This is a genomic window from Reyranella sp., from assembly GCF_965279465.1.
GTDB lineage: Bacteria > Pseudomonadota > Alphaproteobacteria > Reyranellales > Reyranellaceae > Reyranella.
Genome location: NZ_OZ257242.1, coordinates 2799002 through 2820617, shown reverse-complemented (window position 1 = coordinate 2820617; position 21616 = coordinate 2799002). Strand labels below are relative to the sequence as shown.

At 65.8% G+C, this 21616-nt stretch carries 21 protein-coding genes; 15 read left to right on the top strand and 6 right to left on the bottom strand.

Annotation, left to right across the window (positions count from 1 at the left end):
• The first annotated feature begins 16 nt into the window (after positions 1-16).
• Positions 17-1456, top strand: a complete 1440-nt coding sequence (locus tag ACQY8M_RS13770) for an MATE family efflux transporter (protein WP_428672870.1) — start codon at positions 17-19, stop codon at positions 1454-1456.
• Positions 1398-2093, top strand: a complete 696-nt coding sequence (locus tag ACQY8M_RS13765) for a class I SAM-dependent methyltransferase (RefSeq protein ID WP_428672868.1) — start codon at positions 1398-1400, stop codon at positions 2091-2093. Before ACQY8M_RS13770 ends, ACQY8M_RS13765 begins: the two co-directional genes overlap by 59 nt.
• A gap of 8 nt (positions 2094-2101) precedes the next feature.
• On the opposite strand, the gene ACQY8M_RS13760 is transcribed toward ACQY8M_RS13765, so the two are convergent.
• Positions 2102-2530: a cupin domain-containing protein gene (locus tag ACQY8M_RS13760; protein ID WP_428672866.1), complete on the bottom strand. Its 429-nt coding sequence runs from the start codon at positions 2528-2530 to the stop codon at positions 2102-2104.
• A 237-nt stretch (positions 2531-2767) separates the two neighbouring features.
• Between ACQY8M_RS13760 and ACQY8M_RS13755 the strand changes: the two genes are divergently transcribed.
• From ACQY8M_RS13755 to ACQY8M_RS13725, 7 genes are all read left to right on the top strand, one after another.
• On the top strand, positions 2768-3070 hold the full coding sequence (locus ACQY8M_RS13755; protein ID WP_428672864.1) for a hypothetical protein: 303 nt from the start codon (positions 2768-2770) through the stop codon (positions 3068-3070).
• 5 nt (positions 3071-3075) lie between these two features.
• Positions 3076-3543, top strand: a complete 468-nt coding sequence (locus tag ACQY8M_RS13750; protein WP_428672862.1) for a hypothetical protein — start codon at positions 3076-3078, stop codon at positions 3541-3543.
• A gap of 8 nt (positions 3544-3551) precedes the next feature.
• Entirely contained in the window at positions 3552-4238 is a 687-nt protein-coding gene (locus ACQY8M_RS13745) for a hypothetical protein (protein ID WP_428672860.1), read from the top strand.
• Positions 4239-4382: 144 nt separating this feature from the next.
• Positions 4383-5804, top strand: coding sequence for a DUF2252 domain-containing protein (locus tag ACQY8M_RS13740; protein ID WP_428672858.1), 1422 nt, complete (start codon positions 4383-4385; stop codon positions 5802-5804).
• A 7-nt stretch (positions 5805-5811) separates the two neighbouring features.
• Positions 5812-6921, top strand: a complete 1110-nt coding sequence (locus ACQY8M_RS13735; protein ID WP_428672856.1) for a hypothetical protein — start codon at positions 5812-5814, stop codon at positions 6919-6921.
• Between the two features lie 350 nt (positions 6922-7271).
• A complete protein-coding gene (locus tag ACQY8M_RS13730; protein WP_428675359.1) occupies positions 7272-9596 on the top strand; it encodes a Tex family protein in 2325 nt (774 codons plus the stop codon).
• 43 nt (positions 9597-9639) lie between these two features.
• Entirely contained in the window at positions 9640-10263 is a 624-nt protein-coding gene (locus ACQY8M_RS13725) for a glutathione S-transferase family protein (protein ID WP_428672854.1), read from the top strand.
• Here the strand turns inward: ACQY8M_RS13725 and ACQY8M_RS13720 are convergent.
• The 3 genes from ACQY8M_RS13720 to ACQY8M_RS13710 all read right to left on the bottom strand — a co-directional run bounded on the left by ACQY8M_RS13720 (position 10260) and on the right by ACQY8M_RS13710 (position 13580).
• The gene (locus ACQY8M_RS13720; RefSeq protein WP_428672852.1) at positions 10260-11291 is read right to left on the bottom strand and encodes a CobW family GTP-binding protein; all 1032 of its coding nucleotides are present in this window, start codon (positions 11289-11291) and stop codon (positions 10260-10262) included. The two genes, ACQY8M_RS13725 and ACQY8M_RS13720, sit on opposite strands and share 4 nt — an antisense overlap.
• Positions 11288-12910 (bottom strand): amidohydrolase family protein, encoded by a 1623-nt coding sequence (locus ACQY8M_RS13715; RefSeq protein ID WP_428672850.1) that lies wholly within the window; start codon positions 12908-12910, stop codon positions 11288-11290. Before ACQY8M_RS13715 ends, ACQY8M_RS13720 begins: the two co-directional genes overlap by 4 nt.
• A gap of 259 nt (positions 12911-13169) precedes the next feature.
• Positions 13170-13580 carry a carboxymuconolactone decarboxylase family protein gene (locus ACQY8M_RS13710; protein ID WP_428672848.1) on the bottom strand — a complete coding sequence of 137 codons (411 nt, stop codon included), beginning with the start codon at positions 13578-13580 and terminating at the stop codon, positions 13170-13172.
• Between the two features lie 407 nt (positions 13581-13987).
• On the opposite strand from ACQY8M_RS13710, the gene ACQY8M_RS13705 reads away from it, so the two are divergent.
• The 5 genes from ACQY8M_RS13705 (at position 13988) to ACQY8M_RS13685 (ending at position 18538) form a co-directional block, all read left to right on the top strand.
• On the top strand, positions 13988-14923 hold the full coding sequence (locus ACQY8M_RS13705; protein ID WP_428672846.1) for an LLM class F420-dependent oxidoreductase: 936 nt from the start codon (positions 13988-13990) through the stop codon (positions 14921-14923).
• A gap of 488 nt (positions 14924-15411) precedes the next feature.
• Positions 15412-16167 (top strand): MlaE family ABC transporter permease, encoded by a 756-nt coding sequence (locus ACQY8M_RS13700; protein WP_428672844.1) that lies wholly within the window; start codon positions 15412-15414, stop codon positions 16165-16167.
• A 2-nt stretch (positions 16168-16169) separates the two neighbouring features.
• On the top strand, positions 16170-16973 hold the full coding sequence (locus ACQY8M_RS13695; protein ID WP_428672842.1) for an ABC transporter ATP-binding protein: 804 nt from the start codon (positions 16170-16172) through the stop codon (positions 16971-16973).
• 6 nt (positions 16974-16979) lie between these two features.
• Complete coding sequence (locus ACQY8M_RS13690; protein WP_428672840.1) at positions 16980-17948, top strand: MlaD family protein; 969 nt, start codon at positions 16980-16982, stop codon at positions 17946-17948.
• Positions 17945-18538, top strand: a complete 594-nt coding sequence (locus ACQY8M_RS13685; RefSeq protein ID WP_428672838.1) for a PqiC family protein — start codon at positions 17945-17947, stop codon at positions 18536-18538. The genes ACQY8M_RS13690 and ACQY8M_RS13685 overlap by 4 nt, the downstream gene beginning before the upstream one ends.
• A gap of 39 nt (positions 18539-18577) precedes the next feature.
• On the opposite strand, the gene ACQY8M_RS13680 is transcribed toward ACQY8M_RS13685, so the two are convergent.
• Both ACQY8M_RS13680 and ACQY8M_RS13675 read right to left on the bottom strand, forming a co-directional pair.
• A complete protein-coding gene (locus ACQY8M_RS13680) occupies positions 18578-18973 on the bottom strand; it encodes a hypothetical protein (RefSeq protein ID WP_428672836.1) in 396 nt (131 codons plus the stop codon).
• 109 nt (positions 18974-19082) lie between these two features.
• Positions 19083-20594 (bottom strand): PLP-dependent aminotransferase family protein, encoded by a 1512-nt coding sequence (locus tag ACQY8M_RS13675; RefSeq protein WP_428672834.1) that lies wholly within the window; start codon positions 20592-20594, stop codon positions 19083-19085.
• A 102-nt stretch (positions 20595-20696) separates the two neighbouring features.
• Between ACQY8M_RS13675 and ACQY8M_RS13670 the strand changes: the two genes are divergently transcribed.
• Positions 20697-21614, top strand: coding sequence for a DMT family transporter (locus ACQY8M_RS13670; RefSeq protein ID WP_428672832.1), 918 nt, complete (start codon positions 20697-20699; stop codon positions 21612-21614).
• Positions 21615-21616: the final 2 nt, after the last annotated feature.

Below are 21616 nucleotides of genomic sequence, written 5' to 3'. Positions count from 1 at the left end.
TCCTGGAGGGCCGCCCGTGACCCATCCCCTGCTCACCGCCCCGATCGGCCGTAGTCTGTGGCGGCTGGCCGGCCCGACCACCGCGGTCATGGTGGTCCAAACCTTCGTGGCGATCGCCGAGACCTTCTTCTTCGGCCGGCTGGGCACTGAGGCATTGGCGGGCTTCGCGCTCGTGTTCCCGTTCATGATGCTGATGCAGATGATGGCCGCCGGCGGCATGGGCGGCGGGGTGGCAGCGGCCATGGCGCGTGCGCTGGGCGGCAAGCGGATCGAGGACGCACGCGCCCTGGTGCTGCACGCGCTGGTGCTGGGTCTGGGATTCGCCCTGCTCTTCACCCTGCTCGCCTGGACGATTGCCCCGACGCTGTTCCAGCTGCTGGGCGGGCATGGGGCCGCCCTAGCCAATGCCGAGACTTACAGCCACGTGCTGTTCACGGGCTCGATCGCGATATGGGCCAACTTCTTCCTGGCCGCACTGCTGCGCGGCGGCGGCGATGCCGCGACACCCGGCCGCTATATGCTGATCTTCTCGCTGCTGCAGATCCCGCTCAGCGGCGTTCTGGCGCTGGGCATCGGCGACTGGCAGGGCCTCGGCATGGCCGGACCCGCCCTCTCCTCCGTGGCGACGATGGCGTGCGCCGCACTCCTCCAGGCGCGCGCCTTGTGGCGCGGCAAGTTGGGCTTCGTACCGGCGCTGACCGGCATTCCCCTGCGCACGAGGCTGTTCTGGGAGATCCTCAAGGTCGGGCTGATCGCCTCCTTCTCGGCGTTGACCGCCAACCTCACCGCCATGCTGGTCACTGGCCTGGTCGCGCGCTTCGGCGTCACCGCGCTGGCGGGCTACGGCATCGGCGTGCGGCTTGAGTTCATGCTGGTGCCGCTCGCCTTCGGCATCGGCTCGGGCCTGACGACGCTGGTCGGCGTGGCTGCCGGCGCCGGCGACTGGAAGCGCGCCGTGCGGGTCGCCTGGATCGGCGGCGGCGTCGCCTTCGGGATGATCGGTGCCTTCGGCTGGATCGTGGCGCTGTTCGCCGAAGGCTGGTCGCGCCTGTTCAGCAGCGATCCGCAGGTGATCGCGGCCACGGTTTCCTACATCACGCATGTCGCGCCGTTCTATTGCCTGTTCGGCCTCGGCATGACGCTGAGCTTCGCCAGCCAGGGCGCGGGGCGGATGAAGGCGCCATTCTTCGCCGGCATCGCCCGCATGATCGTGGCGACGGCGGGCGGCTGGTTCGCCATCGAACGTCTGGGCTTTGGCATCGATGGCGTGTTCGCCGCCATCGCCGCCGGCATCATCCTGTTCGGCGCGATGATCGCGGGCCCGCTGCTGATCAAACCCTGGGGGCCGAAACGCCGGCGCAGCCGTGGTAAGCTTGCCTTCCCGACCGGAGCAAGCGATGGCCCGCCCCCTTTCAAGACCGTCGACGATCGCCACCTGGAACCGCAACCCCGCTGACGAAGAAGCGATGGGCGCCGTCCATGCGCCCATCTGGCGGCGCATGGCGGAGGTTTCGCTACCGCATGACATCAGCACCTCCACGGTGCTCGACTACGGCTGCAATCAGGGCGGCTTCCTGCGTCTGCTCTATGACAGTCATTCGTTCAAGAGCGCCGTCGGCATCGACATCGCCCGCGAATCGGTGGCGCGCGCCGAGCTGCTGAAGGGCCACCGCCCGATCGAGTACAAGGTTGCCGACACCGCCGCCAGCGTCGGGCGCGTCTTCGATTATGCCTTCAGCCACGAGGTGATCTACCTGCTGCCCGACCTCGCCGCCCATGCGCGCGACGTCAAGGCCGCGCTGCAGCCGGGCGCCTCCTATGTCGCGGCGATGGGTTGCCACACGGACTCCAGCGTGTGGCCGCGCTGGCGCAAGCTCATCGCCGAGACCTCGTCGATCCCGCTCTACGATCATTCGCTCGAGGATGTCTCGAAGGCCTTCGCCGGCGCAGGCTTTACCGTCTCGGTCCGGCCACTGGCGCTCGACGCCTTCATGCAGGTGACGATCGGCAGTGCCTACTTTCCCAAGATCGTCGACCAGCTGCGCTATTACACGACCGACAAGGTGCTGTTCCGCTTCGTGCGCCAGCCCTGAGCGGAGGTTCAGTCCGCCGCCGGCGGCGCGGCCTCGACGATCGGATAGCCGTTGGCGTCGGTCTTGCGATCGAAGTAGGTCGACACGCGCGTCGGGTTGGCGTGGATGCCGAGCAGCCGCATGGTCTTGTCGCCGGCCGTGCGGAAGCTGTGCGGGATGTCGGGCGGCAGCGCCACGCAGTCGCCGGCCTTCAGCCGCCTGGGCGCGTCCTCCTCGCCCTGCAGCCAGACGTCGGCCTCGCCCTCGATGATGAACAGCAGCTCGGTGTAGGGATGCCAGTGCATCGGCGCGACATAGCCCGGCGCCGAGGTCTGGATGCCGGTCCGCACCGGCGTGTCGCCGTCCGCCACCAGCGGGTGATAGTAGGCGAGCGGCCCGAACTCGACCCGCGAGGCATCGTCGAGCTTGGCTATCTTGAGCGGATGGGTTGCCGTCATGAAACTCCCCCTGCGCTGCGTCATCGACCAGTTTGCCGGGGCGGCGCTGCCGCGGCAACCGATGGAAATCAGGCTCCGAACTCATGAACAAGCTTGCAAGAGTGCCAAAAGCGGACGTGGCGCCGTCTCATCGCGATTCCCGGACAGCTTCCCCTGCCGGCATCTTGATGTGCATCAATGCCCTAACCCACAGGCCGATAATATTCGCGAGCACGGCGGCCACAGGCGGCAATCGAGATGCTCGACGTCAACGACTATCCTTTGGGAGCGATCTTTCCGGTCAGCATCGCACTCGTCCTCGCCGCAGCCGAGGTGGGCCGCCGGCTCGGCGGGCGTGCCGCGCGAAGGGGTGCCGTCGGAGTGTCGACGCTGGAAGGAGCAATCCTCGGGCTGCTGGCACTGATGATCGGCTTCACCTTTTCGATGGCCGTGCAGCGCTACGAGGCGCGGCGCGATGCCGTAGTGATAAAGCGACAGCGATCGGCACCGCGGCGCTGCGCGCCCGCCTGCTGCCGGTGCCGCACAAGAACGAAATCCTGAAGCTATTGCGCGACTACGTGCAACTGAGGATCGACCTCATGCGGCTCCCGTCTGCCGAGCAGCACCTTGGCGACACCGTCGCCCGATCGAACGCGATCCAGGAGACGCTGTGGCAGCAGACGATAGCCGTGACGGCGAAGGACAACGCGATGGTGCCAACCGGGCTGTTCCTGCAGTCGCTCAACGAGATGATCGACGATCAGGAGAAACGACTTGCGGCCGTGGGCAACCGCCTGCCGACGATCGTCGTGATGGCCCTGTATGGCGTCGCCATCATCGGCATCGGATTCGCGGGCTATGCAAGCGGGATCGAGTCCAGACGTATGCGGCTGCCGGTCTACGTCGCAGCCATCCTCGTCGCCGCCATGGTGCTCCTGATCCAGGATATCGATCGGCCGGGAGCGGGACTCATCAAGGCAAGCCAGCAGTCCATGGTCAACGCTGCGGCAGGCCTTGCCGCCTTTGCCGAATAGCAGGCCTCGTGGACCAGATCATCCCTCTGACCGGAAGCAGGCTCCGCACACCCCGGGCTGCCGCCATCGCCGGCATTCTGTTCTCGGGGCTGTTGATCGCAATCCTGTTGCTATTCCAGTCGTCGGTGCCGAGGGACGCGCTCGACCAGGGCGCGTGGCTGTCGACGAGTCTCGAGCGGGTCGTGCTTGCCATCAACCTGATGCCCTTCGCGGGCGTCGCCTTCCTTTGGTTCGTCGGCGTGGTTCGCGACCGGCTTGCGGATGCAGAGGACCGGCTGTTCGCGACGGTGTTCCTGGGCAGCGCGCTCCTGTTCCTCGCCATGATGTTCGTCGCGGCCGCGGTGTTCGGCGCCATCGTTGCCGTCCATGCCGCGCGGCCGGAGACCGTGATCAATTCGACCGCATTCGCGCTGGCACGTGCCTTCGCCTACACCATCGTCAATGTCTATGCGATCAAGATGGCGGCCGTCTTCATGATGATCACCTCCACTCTCGCGATCCGCACTGCCTTCATCGCGCGATGGATGGCGGCCCCTGGCCTCGCAATGGCGACGTTCCTCCTTTTCTGCAGCCAATGGGTGGGCTGGAGCTTCATCGTATTTCCAGTCTGGGCGCTGCTGATCAGCGCCTACATCCTGTTTGCCAATTTCCATCATGTGGCGGCGCAGCACCCCGCTGCTCCACCGACACGGTAACATCTCCAAGTCCCGGTTATCGCAGGACGGAGATGTCTTTCCGAACCCTTGTTGACTTAGATCAAGGGCGGACCTGGTTGCCGGCCGTAATCTTTCGTTCACAAGAATGGTGATATGCGCGCCTGCGGCACGTCGGAGGATTCCTTGAACGTCATTGCAAAGCTGCCTGCTCGGGCGGATGTGCCTGAAACCAAGCGTCCCGTACACTCGGTGCCGGCAGATGATCTCGTCGCCGCCGGCAAGCGGCTTCGCGATACCGTTCCGCGCGCGAGCCAAGGCGTCTGGAAGCGGCACAAGGATCGCGCCGACCCGCTCGCGTTGCTTCAGTCCTCGGATGCCGGCCGGATGCCCGAGCTGATTCCCATCCGCTACGGCCGGATGCTGCAGACGCCTTTCACGTTTTTCCGGGGAGCGGCAAATATCATGGCGGCCGACCTCGCCATGGGGCCTGCGACGGGAATCCAGGTCCAGGCCTGCGGCGACTGCCACCTGCTCAATTTCGGCGGCTTTGCCACGCCCGAACGCAACATCGTTTTCGACATCAACGACTTCGACGAAACGCTGCCTGCGCCATGGGAGTGGGACGTCAAGCGGCTGGTCGCCTCGTTCGTGCTGGCCGCACGGTCCAACGGCTTGTCGGACTCGGCAGGCCGGGATGCAGCCATAGCCGCTGCCCGCAGCTATCGTGAACGGTTGCGTGACGTCTCGGAGATGAGCCCGCTCGAGGCCTGGTACGCAAAGATCGGCCTGGAGGATTTCATGGGCCTGATCGACGACGATGACGTGAAGAAGCGTGTGCTTCGGCGGGTCGAGAAGGCAAAGGACGACAGGGCCTCCGACGCGGACTACCCGAAACTGGCCGAAATGGTCGGGGGCCAGATTCTCATCAAGGATCAGCCGCCGCTTATATTCCACATGGACGTGCAGCGCGAGGAGGGCTTCAGGGCCTTCGTGGACAAGGCACTTGCCGACTATCGCGAAACCCTGCCCGACGACCGGCGTGCCCTGCTCGACCGATACCGACTGGTCGACGTGGCCATCAAGGTGGTGGGAATCGGCAGCGTCGGGAGGTACTGCGCAATCGGCTTGTTCATGTCGTCGTCGAACCAGCCGCTGTTCCTTCAGTTCAAGCAGGCAGTGCCTTCCGTGCTCGAGCCCCATGCCGGCAAGAGCGTCTACGAACATTCCGGCCAACGGGTCGTGATAGGCCAGCGTCTCATGCAGTCTTCGTCCGATATCTTCCTTGGCTGGGTGACCGCCCGGGAAGGCCGCCAGATGTATGTGCGCCAGCTGCGCGACGCCAAGATCAAGCCGCTGGTCGAGACGTTCGACCGCACCATGCTGGCAATCTACGGCAAGGCCTGCGGCTGGGCGCTGGCCCGGGCGCACGGGAGGACGGGCCATCCGTGGCTGATCAGCGGCTATCTCGGCACCAGCGACGCGTTCGACGAAGCGATGGGCGATTTCGCGATCGCCTATGCAGACCAGGCCGAACGCGACCACGCGGCGCTGAAGGCTGCCGTCAGCGCCGGCAGGATCGAGGTTCATATCGAGGAGGACCGATAGCGAAGGAATGCCGATGATCGCCTTACGGCTGGTGCCACGCTTTGTCGCGGCTGCAATGGCGTCCACGGTTTGCGCCTGCAGCAGCATCGGGCCAGCCACGGTGCCGCGCGACCGGGGCGATTACGGCGCGGCCATCGGCGATTCATGGAAGCAGCAAACGTTGCTCAATATCATCAAGCTGCGCTACGGCGACTTCCCGATCTTCATGGAAATCGCCCAGGTCATTGCTGGCTATCAGATCCAGACGACCGCAACGGCAGGCTTCGCCGCCCAGAATTTCATAACGACATCTGTCGGAGGGCCACCCGCCATCGCCGGCAGCGCAGGCGTTGGCGCAACCTATATCGATCGCCCTACGGTCATCTATGCGCCGCTGACGGGGAACGATTTCATCAAGACGCTGATGAGGCCGATCCCGCCGGTCGCGGTTCTCTTTCTCCTCCAATCCGGCTATCCGGCTACGGTCGTCATGCCGGTCGCTGTCGATTCGATCAACGGCGTAACCAATGAATCAAAACGCGCGGGTATGACCCGACCCGGCGACCCGGAGTTCGGCCGCCTCGCCCAACTCCTGTTCGAACTGCAGCGCGCCAACGCGCTGCAGATCCGGATCGAACGCTCGAAGGACAATGCAGAGGTCTCGATCATCGGGTTTCCGCCGACCAACGTGGCTCCCGAGGTCGCCGCGAAAATCGCGGAAATGAGACGCATCCTGCATCTTGCGGGTAGCGGCCGGAGCCATCAGGTCCGCTACGGCGGCTGGTCCGGCAAGGGCGACGAGATCGCAATGACGACCCGCTCGATGCTGCAGGTCATGGTCGAGCTGGGGGTGCTGGCGCAGGTACCGGAAGCCGACATCGCCGGCGGCAAGGCCTCACCCGGCGCTGGAAGCGTCTCGCCGTCCGGCAGCGAACGGCCACCGCTCTTGAATATCTTGAGCGGGACGACACCGCCGCCCGACGCCTACGCCGCCGTCGCCTATAAGGGTCGCTGGTTCTGGATCGCTGACACCGACATCCGCTCGAAAACCATGTTCTCGGGCGTCATGTTGCTTTTCTCGATCTCGGACGTCGGCGTGCGCTCGCCCGCGCCGGTCGTGACCGTGCCCGCCAATTGATTTCGCCGGCGCGCGATCTCGCAGCTTTGGACAACTACCCTGGAGATGACGGCAGGTCGCTCGAGCTTTGCGAGGATTAGCGGGCGAACGCTTCCAGGCAGGCGGTGTCTTCACCTCGCTCCAGTCGGCTTCAGACGAAGAAGCCGACCCAGAAACAAAATGTGGCCGGAACGGCGCGCAAGGGCAAGCGGTTACCGCAAGGCCAGGGGCGGCCGAAAAAATTGACGCTGTGGATAGGAGCTGTTGCCCGAAGCTCATAAACAGCTTGAAGTCTCACAGGCGCCCCGTCCATATCCGCGGCCCTGATGGGACGACAGTCTCTCTCACATCGAGCGAAGAGGTGATTCTTGGTGGCTTCCGTCCAGGCGCGCATTGCCGAAGAGCTCGGGGTCAAGGAACAGCAGGTCCAGGCCGCGGTCGACCTGCTCGACGGCGGAGCGACCGTCCCCTTCGTCGCTCGCTACCGCAAGGAAGCCACGGGATCGCTGGACGATGCGCAGCTTCGCACTCTCGAGGAGCGGCTCCGGTACCTCCGCGAGCTGGAATCGCGGCGCAAGGTCATCCTCGACTCCGTCCGCGATCAGGGAAAGCTCGATGCGACCCTCGAAGCGGCGATCATGGCTGCCGACAGCAAGGGTCGGCTCGAGGACATCTATCTCCCCTACAAGCCCAAGCGTCGCACGAAAGCCGAGATCGCCAGGGAAGCGGGGCTGCAGCCGCTCGCGGACCTGCTGCTGAGGGAGCCGCACGCCGTGCCCGCCGTCAGCGCGGCGCCTTATGTGTCGGCCGACAGGAATGTCGCCGATGCGGCAGCGGCGCTCGACGGAGCGCGCGCCATCCTGGTCGAGCGCTTCGCCGAGAATGCCGACCTGATCGGCGCACTTCGCGAGGAATTCTGGGCGAACGGGCGCCTCGCTTCCAAGGTGCGCGAGGGCAAGAACGAGGCAGGCGCCAAGTTCAGTGACTATTTCGACTTCTCGGAAGCGCTCGCCAAGATGCCCTCGCACCGGGTGCTGGCGCTGTTCCGCGGCGAGCGGGAGGAGATACTCGACCTCGCGATGGAGCCGGACGATCCCGCGACACGTCCAGTCGTCAGCACTTACGAGCTGCGCATCATGCAGGCATACGGCATCTCCGACCAAGGGCGGCCGGGCGACAAATGGCTCGCCGAAACCGTGCGCTGGGCGTGGCGCACCAAGATCATCATCATGCTGTCGATCGACCTCCGGCTGCGTCTGTGGACGGCGGCCGAGGAAGAGGCGGTGCGGGTGTTCGCCTCGAACCTGCGCGACCTGCTGCTTGCCGCTCCCGCGGGCGCGCGGCCGACGCTTGGGCTCGATCCGGGCTTTCGCACCGGCGTGAAGGTCGCCGTGGTCGACGCCACCGGCAAGGTGGTGGCGACCAGCACGATCTACCCGCACGAACCGCAGCGGCGCTGGGACGAGGCGCTCGCCATCCTGTCAAAGCTCGTGCGCGAGCACAAAGTCGAGCTGATCGCGATCGGCAACGGCACCGCCTCGCGTGAGACCGACAAGCTCGCGATCGAGTTGCTAAGAGGGTTGCCGGACCTGAAGCTGAACAAGATCGTGGTGTCGGAAGCCGGTGCGTCGGTCTATTCGGCGTCGGCCTATGCGTCGGAGGAGCTTCCCGGCCTCGACGTGACCCTGCGCGGCGCGGTGTCGATCGCGCGCCGGCTGCAGGATCCGCTGGCGGAACTGGTGAAGATCGATCCGAAATCGATCGGCGTCGGCCAGTACCAGCACGATCTCAGCGAGTTCAAGCTGTCGCGCTCGCTCGACGCCGTGGTCGAGGACTGCGTCAACGGCGTCGGCGTGGACCTGAACACGGCATCGGCGCCGCTGCTGGCGCGCGTCTCGGGCATCGGCGACTCGCTGGCCAAAGGCATCGTCTCCCACCGCGACACGAACGGTGCTTTCCGCTCCCGCAAGTCGCTGAAGGAGGTGCCGCGGCTCGGTCCCAAGGCGTTCGAGCAGTGCGCCGGTTTCCTGCGCATTCCCGGCGGCGACGATCCGCTCGACGCCTCGGGCGTGCATCCCGAATCCTATCCGGTGGTGCACCGCATCATCGCGGCGACGAAGAGCAGCATCGACACCCTGATCGGCAACGCCTCTGCCTTGCGGGCACTGACGCCGGCGTCGTTCGTCGACGAGAAGTTCGGCCTGCCCACCGTCACGGACATCCTGAAGGAGCTGGAGAAGCCCGGGCGCGATCCACGCCCGGCCTTCAAGACGGCGGAATTCAAGGCCGGCATCGAGACACTCAACGACCTCGAACCGGGCATGGTGCTCGAGGGTGTCGTCACCAACGTCGCCGCCTTCGGGGCGTTCGTCGATATCGGCGTGCACCAGGACGGGCTCGTGCACGTATCGGCGATGTCGAAGAGTTTCGTGAAGGACCCGCGCGCCGTGGTGAAGCCGGGCGATATCGTGCGCGTGAAGGTCCTGGAGGTGGACAAGCCGCGCAAGCGCATCGCCCTGACCTTGCGGCTCGACGACCAGGCCGGCGCCCAACCCGCGCGCGGCGGCCCCCGCCCTGACACCGGCGGCGCCTCCCGGCGCGACAAGGCCGCCGCGATGCAGCCGGCCAAGTCCCCTGCTCCCGGCAACGCCATGGCCGACGCCTTGCGGCGCGCCGGCCTCGGCGCGCGCAAGTAGCACGGAGCGAGCACTCGTCCAGGAAATCGGCGGAGATTGACGAATGATCCTGATCGGCCAGTACGATTCGCCCTACACACGCCGGGTCGCGGTTTCGCTCGGCATCCTGGGCTTCGCCTTCGAGCACGACACCCGGTCGGTGTTCGGAGACTTCGACTCGATGCGGACCGTCAATCCGCTCGGCCGGGTTCCCTCGCTGGTCCTGCCGGACGGCACGACGCTGATCGATTCGGCGGCGATCCTCGATTGGCTCGACCAGACGGTCGGGCCGGAGCGCACGCTGCTGCCGCCCGGCGGGCTCTCACGGCAGCAGGCGTTGCAGCGTATCGCGCTCTCCACCGGGACGATCGACAAGGTCATGGCAAGCGCCTACGAGCGGCTGGTCCGGCCGGCGCCCTATCGCTGGCCCGACTGGATTTCGCGCTGCCGGACGCAGGCGGAGGGCGGCATCGCCGCGCTGGCGGCTCATTCCTGGCCGGTCGATGCACGGCTCGATCAGGCCTGCATCACCACCGCCTGCATGATCCGCTACATCCGCCTGGCCGATCCTGACCTGCTGCCGCCCGGCCGATATCCGTCTCTCGATGCTCTGTCGCAGCGCTGCGAGGCACTGCCGGCGTTTCGGGCGACCTATCCCGCCGACTACGTGGTGCCATCGAATCGCTAAAGCCACTCCACCGCAGCCGATTGAAGCGATCCCGGGCGCGGCACATCCGCGGGTGCTGCCCAGGAAGAAAACGTGAAGAGCCCTACCGGCTGCACTTCGTCGAGTTCGGCATCGTCGAGGTCACGGGCGATGACGACGAGGAAGAGCGGCGTGGCGGACTCGGGGTCGCCAAAGGGGCGGGGTATCGAGAACGTCGTGCCGACACTCTGGACGAGGATGGGCCGCGTGCTTTGCGCGACGCGCACCACGCCCTTCAGCCGCAACAGGCGATCTCCCAGCGCTCCCGCAAGATTGTCGAGCCACGCCGCGAGGTCGTCGTACGCCAGCACGCCGGCCGGCCGGGCAAGACGCATGGCGATGCGAGGGTGGGCCGTGCCGGCCGCGACACCGGGCAGCACAGGCATCGGCAGGGCGCGCGCCACCGGTGCGAAGGCAGTGGCGACGGCCGCCGCGCGATCCGCTGTCGCGACGATCTCCGCCAGCGGATTGAGCGCCTCGATCTCGGCTCTTGCTCGCGCCACCCCCTCCTCCGCAATGGCATCCGCCTTGGTGACGACAATGCGGTGTGCGGCAGCCCATTGCGCGGCCGCCTCCTCGAAAGCGGCAGGCGCGCTCCCGCGCGTCGCATCGAAGGTGGCGACCACCGTGATGCGCATCCGGTAGTCCGCAAGGCTAGCCAGCTGACGCAGGATCGAGCCGGGTTTCGAGAGACCGCTCGTCTCCAGGATGATGCGCCGCAACGGGCCAGAGTCCGTCGGCCGTTCCGCCGTCAGGAGCGCATCGACGGTCAAAGCAAGATCGCTGCCGGCTTGGCAGCAGATGCAGCCGTTCGACAGCATCACCATCGGCGCGTCCGCGCCGCTCTCGCGCAGGATCGCACCGTCGAGGCCGATCTCGCCGACCTCGTTCACGATCACGGCCGTATCCGACGTCTCGGGACGTTCGAGGAAGTCGCGCAGCAGGGTCGTCTTGCCCGTCCCGAGAAAGCCCGTCAGGACGACGAACTCCGGTCCGGCCGCACCTTTCATTGCGCCGCCTCTTGCCGTTGCGCGTACCTGGCGGGAACGTCTTCGGCAAAGCTTGCCTTGACCAGCTCGCGCACGTCGGCGAGCAGCTCGGCCGTGTCGTAGATCACGCCGTCCTTGATCGTGTACTTGAGGCCGCGATGCCATTCGACCTGGTTCGTCGCCTCGTTGAGGCGCATTGCGCCGGTGCCGTAGAGCAGCTTGAAGTCGGTCAGGGGATTGTGGTCGTGCACCAGCAGGTCGGCGTACTTGCCGACCTCCAGCGTGCCGAGCTCGTCCTGCAGGCCGCACAGCGCCGCGCCCTGCGACGTCGCCGAGCGGATGACTTCGAGCGGGTGGAAGCCCGCCTCCTGCAGCAGCTCCAGCTCGCGCACATAGCCGAAGCCAAAGATCTGATAGATGAATCCGGAATCGCTGCCGGTGCAGACCCGCCCGCCGCGGTTCTTGTATTCGTTGATGAACGCCATCCAGAGCCGGTAGTTCTCCTTCCACTCGACCTCGTTCTTCGTCGACCAGCGATACCAATAGGAGCCGTGCCCGCCGCGCTGGGGCGTGAAGTAGTCCCACATCGACTTCCAGGTGTACTCCTTGTGCCAGTCCGCCTGCCGCGCGCGCATCAGGTCGCGATTGGCGTCGTAGATCGTGAAAGTCGGCACGAAGGTGAAGCCGAGCTCAAGGAAGCTTTCGAGCACTTCGTTCCATTTGGCCGAGCCCGGCGCGGCACCCTGCCGGAACATCTGGCCCGACACGGAGAAGCGGAAGTATTCGTCGTTGTAGTCGTAGTCGAGCGGGAAGTCCTGGACGACGCGATCCTCGAACAGGGCTTCGGGCAGTCCGTAGTAATGCTCCGCGCTCGTCAGGCCCCAGCGCGCCGTCGTCAGCGCGTTCATCCGGGTGACGGCCATCTGGGCGTGATGGCAGCCCGACCTGAGCCCGAGCTTGCGGCATTCGTCGAGCGCCGCTTCCATGATGGCGGGCGGCGCTCCGAAGAACTTGACGCCATCCGCCCCACGCTCCTTGAGCTTGCGCAGCCAGGCCCGCCCTTCGTCCGGCGTATGGATGGTCTTGAGCATGTCGTTGACGGCCGGGAAATAGGCATAGGCCAGAAGGCGCGGCGCAACGATGCTGTTCTCTTCCGAGCGCTTCTTCTGGTCGAGCATCCAGCCGAGGCCGTTCATCGAACCCATCTCGCGCACGGTGGTGACGCCATGCGCCAGCCAGAGCTTGTAGACGTAGTCGACCGGCGGCACCCAGCCGTTGGCCGAGTGGTAGGCCACGCCCGCATGGGCATGGCAGTCGATGAAACCGGGCGTCACCCATTTGCCGCGGCAGTCGATCTCGTGATCGCCCGGCGCCGGTCGATTGGCGGCGGTGGCGAGATTGCCGGTGACCTTCTTGAGAAGCGTGATGCGATTGCCTTCGACCACGATGTCGGTCGGCCCGATCGGCGGCGCGCCCGTACCGTCGATCACCGTCGCCCCGCGCAGCACAAGACGCTTGAACGGCCCGATGCCCCTGTCGCGCTGCGTGGCCGGCACGACGACCGGCTGCCCCGCCTTGACGCGCGTCGCCGCCAGCTCGTCGCCCGCGGGAGTTACGCTGGGTTTTGCCCGATCGGTCATGAAAATGCTCTCCGGTGGTGTCGCGTTGAGTCTGGATAGTACTCTTCTTCCGCTCAGGGTGTGCCACTCCAGTGGCGCGTCACCTTCTTTGGACCGAACGCAACGACGCTCCCCTGGAGTTGTTTACTGGTAGCAGCCGCCGACCCTCGAGAACGAAACCGGCCGCCGCCTCCCGATCGTACCGCGCACGCGGTGTCATCCCGACTCATGCTCTTCCCGATCCGAGACTCTTTTTGTTTGCGCGCCCCCAAGCAGACGATCAGCCCTTGGCCTTGTCGATCGCCGCAAACTCCTCCATCGCCGCGCGGACCGCGGCGACGGCGGCCGGGGCGCCGGCATAGACGCCGACATGGAGGAACAGCTCCTTGAGCTGATCGCGCGTGAGGCCGTTGTTGAGGCCCATGCGGATGTGGGACTTCAGCTCCTCGATGCGTCCGGCGGCGGCCAGCACGGAGATCGTGATGATGCTGCGCGTCGACCGCTCGAGGCCTGGGCGCGCCCAGACGGCGGCGAAGCAATGCTCGAACAGGAACTGGCGCAGGTCGCGGGTCATCTCATGCTCAGCCGCCTGGTCGAGCGCGGCCTGCGCCACGGCCGGACCGCGCATCTCGAACCACACGTCGCGTCCGGCCTTGAAGCCTTCGTTCTCGTCGTAGGAATACTTGGTCATGGTGCGCAATCTCCCTGGCGACTCGGATGGGTGCCTGTCACCCGTCTCAGCCGCTGTATAGCCTAACGAGGCTGCGCCTCAGACCGACAAGACATGCAGAATAATATATCCCATTCTGTCATCCTGGGAGCTTGTGAAAAAATCGACTTGGCGATCCAAAGATGATCTCGCTCCCCACTTACCTCACCCTGAGGAGCGCAGCGCAGCGGAGCGTCTCGAAGGGTGGCAACGCACACGACCTTGCCAAACTCCCGTGTTTCCAGCACCGTTGCTACGTCCTTCGAGGCGCCATCCTTCGAGACGCTCCGCTGCGCTACGCTCCTCAGGATGAGGCGGGAGGGTTGCCAGACCGGTCACCTCACCGTTGGCCAATAAATTCACAAACTCTGAGCCTGGGGGAGAGACACATGAAGTTCGGCATCCACAATCCGTCCTGGCTGTTCGGCACCGAGCCGGCCGGCATCTTCGACGCCGTAAAGGCCAAGGCCCAATGGGCGGAGAACCACGGATTCGCCTGGTTCTCCGTGATGGACCACCTCATCCAGATCGCCAATGTCGGCGCGCCGGACGAGCCGTTCGTGGAGGGTTGGACGATCCTGACGGCGCTCGCCGCCGTGACCGAGCGCATCCGCCTCGCGACCCTCGTCTCCTCCGTTCACTTCCGCAATCCGGCGCATCTGGCGAAGATCGCCGCGGGCGTCGACCAGATCAGCCGCGGCCGGCTCACCTTCGGCATCGGCGCGGGCTGGTTCGAGGCGGAATACAAGCAATATGGCTGGGATTTTCCGCCCAAGCCCGCGACGCGCATCGCGCAGATGGAAGAGGCGATCAAGCTGATCCTCGCGCTGTGGAGCGAGCCACGCACCACCTTCCATGGAAAATACTTCCACGCGGAGAATGCGATCCTCGAGCCCAAGCCCGTGCAGAAGCCGCATCCGCCGCTGATGATCGGCGGCGGCGGCGAGCAGCTCACGTTGCGCGCCGTCGCGCGCTACGCCAACGCGTGCAATGTCGGCGGCACGCCCGACCAGGTGCGCCACAAGTTCGAGGTGCTGCGCCGTCACTGCGAGACGCAGAAGCGCAACTACGACGAAGTCGAACGCACCAACGTGATCGGCTTCGTGCTGGCGCGCGACGAGGCGGCACTCGCCGCCAAGCGCCAGCGGCTTGAGGTGCCGACGCAGTTCATGGGCTTCGCCGGCACCGTCGCGCAGGTCACGGACCTCATCGGAAAGTACAAGGATGCGGGCAGCCAGCTCCTGATCAGCAGCGCCTGGCGCAACGACCTCGAAACGATCGAGCTGCTGGCGGCCGACGTGATGCCGGCCTTCGCGGAGGGATGATCGCTCCAGCGGAAGCGCTTGAGACGTCTTTGAATAGTTGATAGCTACGTCGTTGCGGAATCTGCACCTCGAATTCCGGCGTCGACGCCAACCAATAAGACGAGACCGACCAGATGGCCTCAGGAACGCATCCGACCTGGAGGCACATCCCGGCCCCGGATCGCGATGTCTTCGCTCTTGACGGCGACTGGATCGCACAATCCGGAAACATCCCGCAGTTTCCGCCCGATTGCCTGGCCAGGAGCGCAGCGGGGCGAACGATCGCCTTCGACACGGCGGGCCTGGGGCGCTGGGATTCCGGCCTGATCGAATTTCTCTGGGATGCCAAGCGTACGGCCGCAAGCGCCGGCTTTCGGATCGATGGCAGCGGCCTTCCCGATTCCGCCCGCAAGCTGCTCGGCCTTCTGCCCGACAAGCTCGCCGCGCCGGGATCGTCCGTGCGTCATCGTTTCCGGCCTCTCTATGAGCTCGGGGGCAGGACCCTGAGCATGCTCGCGGAGGTCGGCGCCCTCGCTGAGCTGCTGGCCGTCACGACGAAAGGCGGAGTTCGTGCGCTCGCCGCGCAAGCGCGGATGCGCGCGGTGGATTTGCTGGCCAACATCCGGGGGGCCGGCCCGCAGGCATTGGCGATCGTCGGCGTGGTCAATTTCCTGGTCGGCGCGATTCTGGCATTCGTCGGCGCAGTGCAACTGCGCAAATTTGCTGCCGATATTTTCGTGGCCGACCTCGTGGCCATCGCCGTGGTGCGCGAGATGGCTGCCGTCATGACCGCGATCGTCATGTCGGGCCGTACCGGGGCCGCCTACGCCGCACGCATCGCAACCATGCGCGGCAACGAGGAGCTGGACGCGCTTTCAGTGGTCGGCATTCCGGTCACCGACTATATCGTCTTGCCATCGGTCCTGGCGCTCGTCCTGACCATGCCTCTTCTCTATCTCTACGGGTGCTTCGTCGGCATGTTGGGCGGCTTCGTGGTGGCACTCGCCATGCTGGACATCACTGCCGCTGGCTACTTTCATCAGACGGTTGATGCCGTGCCGCTGGACCAGTTTGCCTTCGGCTTCGCGAAGAGCGTGGCGTTCGCCCTGATGATCGGAGTCACCAGTTGCCGGATCGGCCTGCTGGCCGGTCGTAGCGCGGCCGATGTCGGCGTGGCGGCGACAAAGGCCGTGGTGGTCGGCATCGTCGGTGTCATCGCAATGGATGCCGTGTTCGCCGTCATCGCCGATATCGTCGGCATCTGACCATGAGCGACCCCCGTCTCGCCAACCCTGACGATCCGCCGCTGATGGCGCTTCGCGACGTTACGCTCGCGTTCGGTCCGAAGGTCATCCAGCGCGGCCTGTCGCTCGACGTACGGCGCGGCACCATCTTCGCGGTGATGGGGGGCAGCGGTTGCGGCAAGAGCACCGTCCTGAAGGCCATGATCGGCCTGTTGCGCCCGCGCGAGGGCCGCTTCCTCATGGATGGCGAGGACTATTGGGCCAGCAGCGAACAGCGTCGCACCGAGATCGGACGGCAGCGCTTCGGTGTCCTGTTCCAGAACGCGGCCTTGTGGAGCGCGATGACGGTCGGCATGAACGTCGCGTTGCCCATGCAGATGTTCACCACGCTCGACGAACCCTCGATCCGCCGCCTGGTGATGCTCAAGCTCGGCCTCGTCGGGTTGGAGCATGCGGTCGAGCAGTTGCCGTCGGAATTGAGCGGAGGCATGCGCAAGCGGGCGGGCCTGGCGCGCGCCCTGGCTCTCGATCCCGATATCCTGTTTCTCGACGAGCCTTCCGCCGGCTTGGACCCGATCAGCGCCAGCCGCCTCGACGACCTGATCCTCAATCTTCGGGACGGTCTCGGTGCCACCGTTGTGATCGTCAGCCACGAGTTGCCGAGCCTCTTCGCGATCGCCGACGATGGTGTATTCCTAGATGCGAAGACCAAGACGGTGATCGCCCACGGCTCACCATCGGCGCTGCGCGACGGATGCTCCGACCCCCAGGTCCAGGCATTCATGCGGCGCGAGCATTACGACGTCGAAGCCGACGGAAAGGTTTGAAACGAAATGGCGGACAGACAGACCGCTATCGGGGCTTTCGTTCTCGGCGGAATCGTCCTCGGGCTGGGCACTATTGTTCTTTTTGGCAACCTGCGCCTGTGGAGCCCGGCGACGCGCGCCGCCGTCGTCTTCGAGGGCTCGGTGAGCGGCCTGTCGGTCGGCGCCCCGGTGACTTTCCGGGGCGTGCGGGTCGGGGCGGTGAGCGGCATCGTGATCCAGTACGATGCCAGGACGCAGACCGTGCTCATCCCGGTCACCTTGCAGCTCGACTCGGGACGCGTACGTGTCTCGGACGAGACGGCCGGCCAGCCAGTCGTGGACTTGCCCAACCTTATCGCCCGTGGGCTGCGGGCGGAGCTGAACACGCAGAGCTTCGTAACCGGCCAGTCGGTGATCAACCTCGACTTCAACCCTGCCGCTCCCGCCGTCCTGCACCCGGGTGCCAGCGCCCTGGTCGAGATTCCGACCCAGCAGTCGACGATCCAGCGCGTCACGCAACAACTCTCCGACCTGCCACTGCGCGAATTGGCGGAGAGTGCCATCGCCACGCTGGAAAGCGTGCGCAAGCTGTCGGACAGGCTGGACAGCGATCTGCCGCCGGCGATCGCCAGCATCAAGGCCACTTCCGAGGGCGCCACGCACATGACGGATACCGCCACACAGGCCATCGTCGGCGTGCAGGAGAAGCTCGCCACCGCGCTCGACCACATCACGCAGCTTGCCGTGAACGCCGACCGGCGGCTGGGCGAACGCAGTGGGGATTTGCGTGTCCTTCTGGGTTCGGCGAACCAGACGGTCGTGCAAGCCCGCGACGCGCTGAGGGATCTGAAAGGCCTCACCTCCGACCGCGGCGCCGCACGCATCAACCTCGAGGCCACCCTGCGCGACCTTGCCGCCACGGCCGCGTCGTTGCGCGGCTTCGCCAGCGACGTCGAGCGCAACCCGCAACTGCTGTTGACGGGACGTCGGCCGTGAGCTTCTGCCTGTCCATGCGCCGCCTCCTCGTCCTCGCCGCCCTGTCGTCCGTCGCCGCCTTGCTTGGCGCCTGCGCCGGCCCGCCTCTCACGGTCTACACGCTGGAAGCGCCGACTGTTGGCTCGGATACCGCGCCCTCGTCCGGAAAGATCGGAGTGGTCGAGGTCAGGCGGGTGCTCATTCCCGATGCCCTCGACACACAGGACATCGTGGTTCGCAGCGGAAGCACCCTGGCGCGCAGCAGCCGGGGACGTTGGGCGAGTCGCTTCTCGCTCAGCGCCACCTACTTCCTGACGCGGCTGCTCGCCCAGCGTCGCCCCGAGCTCCTCGTCACCGATCAGCCGCAGATCGAGCCTCCCAACTACAGGCTGGTCATCACGATCGACGTGCTGGACGTCACGGCGAACGGCACGGCGACGCTGGAGGCGGATTGGCTGGTCATGCCGCGCGATGCGGCGCGGCCCTCACTGCGTCAACGCGCACGGTTCAGCGCCACCGGACCGGTGGCGACCGATCAGGATGTGGTCTCCCTCAATATGGCGGTGCTCAAGCAGCTCGCCGACGCGATCGCGGCGTCGACCCCCTGGTAGGCGCGCGCCGGATCGCCGTCGTTGGGCCGCCGACCGCCGTCAGCGAACGCCGACCCTCCGCAACGACCGGTCGAGCCATAGCGCGGCGATCTTCTCCTGCACGCCGTTCTGGCGCAGCCGCTGGCGCAGGCAGGCGAAGTCGACCTGGTCGAGCTCCTGGTCCTGGTTGAAGCAGAACACCACCGTCTCCTTGCCGGTCACCGGGTCCTTGTGGAGCTGCAGGCATTGCGCGCAGGTCTGCTTCATCATGCATTGCATGGGGGAGTTGGTCGATCCCAGCGCGAGATGCTCGGGCTTGAGGTACGGCTTCAGCACCGAATGCCGCGCGAGCCGCACCGCGTTCATCATGCCGTCCGAGCCGATCGCGATCACCCGGTCAGCGTCGTTGAACGGGATCGGCTGGTCGCCGAGCGCGCCCGAGGCGTACTTGCGCATCGTCTCGACGATATTGTCGACCGTCGACTTGTCCTGCGGCCGCGACGGCGCGAAGCCCGGCTCCTCGTCGAGAACAGCACCGCGGTGCCGAGGCCGCTGCCCGCGAGCATCACGATCTCACAGGATTCGAGCGATGCGGAGACCGGACGAGCGGCCCATGGGGCGCTCCGACCAGTATCCGGCCGACGATGCGAGCGGCCCGATCGATCTCCAATTCATTCCACGCGGCAAATCCAAGAAACAATCCCTGGTCCTCGGATCGGTGGAACAACATGCTCGACAAAGGACGGGCGACGACGCCGGCTTCGAGAAGTTGCGCTGTCAGATCGCGGTCGTTCGAGGCAGGCGGGCATCGAACCAGAAGCTGCATGCCTCCGGGCGGCGTTTCGATCGGGAACCTGCCCTCTGTCGCGGCCACAAGCGACCGGACCATCCGGTCCCGTCGCCGTTCGTAAACACGTGCCATCCTGCGGATGTGAGCGAGATAAGACCCCGACGTCATGAACTCGGCGAGCGCATCTTGGATCGTGATGGATGCCATGGCACCCGTGTGCCGCTGAGCCAATGCGAAGACCCCGGCAAGATTTTCCGGAACGACGACGTAGCCTACGCGAATGTCGGCAAACATCGATTTGGCAAACGTGCCCAGGTAGAAGACGCGGGGGAACGGCGCGACACCCTGCAGGGACGCGACCGGCCGCCCGTCATATTGGAATTCGCCATCGTAATCGTCCTCGATGATCGAGGCGCCGACCCGTCGCGCGTACCCGAGCAGTTCGATCCGTTCGGCAAACGGCATCAATCGGGCCGTCGGGTATTGGTGGGAGGGCGTCACGAAGATCAGTTTGGGGCTACCCGAGCGGGTGCCGGCCCCCCGGCCGATAGTGCCCTTCGACATCCCGACGATCGTCGCTCCGGCAGCCTGCAGCGCAACCACTGCACCGCCGTAGCCGGGACTCTCGACCCAAGCCAGGTCGCCGGGATCGATCATGATCCTGGCGATCAGGGCGATCCCGGCCTGCGCCGACGGCACGATGATGATCTGCTCGGGCCTGGCCGCAATCCCCCGGTGCTCGGCGAGATGTCGCAGCAGCGCCTCCTGCAGCGCTGCGACGTTGAGGCCGTCGTTGTGCGACCGGTTTCCGCGCAACCGGGCCTGGCGAGCCGCGCGCCGCAGGCAGCGGCCCCATGCCTCGTGCGGAAATTCGCGCGAATCCGCCAATCCAGGCTGGAACGGACGCGGACGACTTTCGTACACCGGCGGCCAGACGGAGTGATTGAGACCGCGAGCCCATTTGGACAGCTTGGGACGGTCTGCTCGGCGGGCATCGGGTTTCGAGCGCGCGGCGATGCCGACCAGGGCCGGCGCAGTCGCAACGACTGGGCGTCGTCCGGGAAACGAGACGAGATAGCCCTCGGCGACGAGTTGCTCGATCGCTGCCGAGACCGTATTCCGCGAAACGTCGAGCGATTCCGCCATTTGCCGGCTCGATGGCAGGCGTTGGCCCGGCATCAGGCGTCCGGTTTCTATGAGCGCTCGCAGCTGCCCCATGAGTTGCTGCAATAGCGTGCGCTCTCCTGCCGCCGACAGGCACAGCGTTCCATCGAGCAGGTCGACCATGGAACTGGTCCTATCGTTTTATTGAAACTGGAACTTCTCGTAGAGCCAGATACGGCGATAAGCAACCCTTGTCAGGATGCTCTCCCGCCTCGGATGGCCGCAATGGATCCCAGCTTGTCACCACGAAGCGCGATAGCGTTACTCGCCGTCATCGCGCTCGCGTGGGGGACCAACTACCCCGTCACGAAGATGATCGTGCACGACATAGCCCCGCTGTGGTCGACCGCGCTGCGCTGTGCGATCGCCGCGGGAGTCCTCGCGCCTCTGCTCTGGTGGCAAGGCGATTTCATCATCCCCAAACGCGGCGACCTGCCGGTCGTGCTTTCCACGTCGCTTCTGCACATGGTGGCGTTTTCCGCGTTGATCGCGGCCGGGCTTCAGTTCGTGCCGGCGAACCGCGCCATCGTTCTCGGCTATTCGACGCCGATCTGGGTGGCGATCGGCGCCCGGATTTTCCTGTCGGAGCGCATCACGAGAGGAAGAGCGCTGGGGATTGGAACGGGTCTCGCCGGTCTGGCGGTGATCTTCAATCCCGCCGTGCTCGATTGGAGCAATCGCAGCGACTTGCTGGGCAGCGGCCTGATCCTGCTTGCTGCGTTCTGCTGGGCGGCCAACATCGTCTACGTCCGGTCGCACCGATGGATTTCGACGCCCTTTCAACTGGTGTTCTGGCAGGTGCTTCTGGCCGCCGGCGTGTTGTCGACACTCGCCTGGCTTTGCGAGGGAACGCTGCACGTTTCCTGGAGCCCAAGCCTCGCCGGGTTGCTGCTCTACAGCGGGATCATCTGTACGGCGCTCGCCCATTGGGCGATGGCGGTGGTCAATCGCAGCCTGCCGGCGGTGACGACGTCGCTCGGCCTGCTGGCCACGCCCGTGCTCGGCATCGTCAGCGCCGCCGTCGTCATCCACGAACCCCTCGTCCCGTCGCTGTTTCTGGCTGTGGCCCTCATCATCGGCGGGATCGCGATTGGCACCGTGGGGGACGCCCGAGGAACACGATCCGCCGCGGCTAAGCCGTAGCA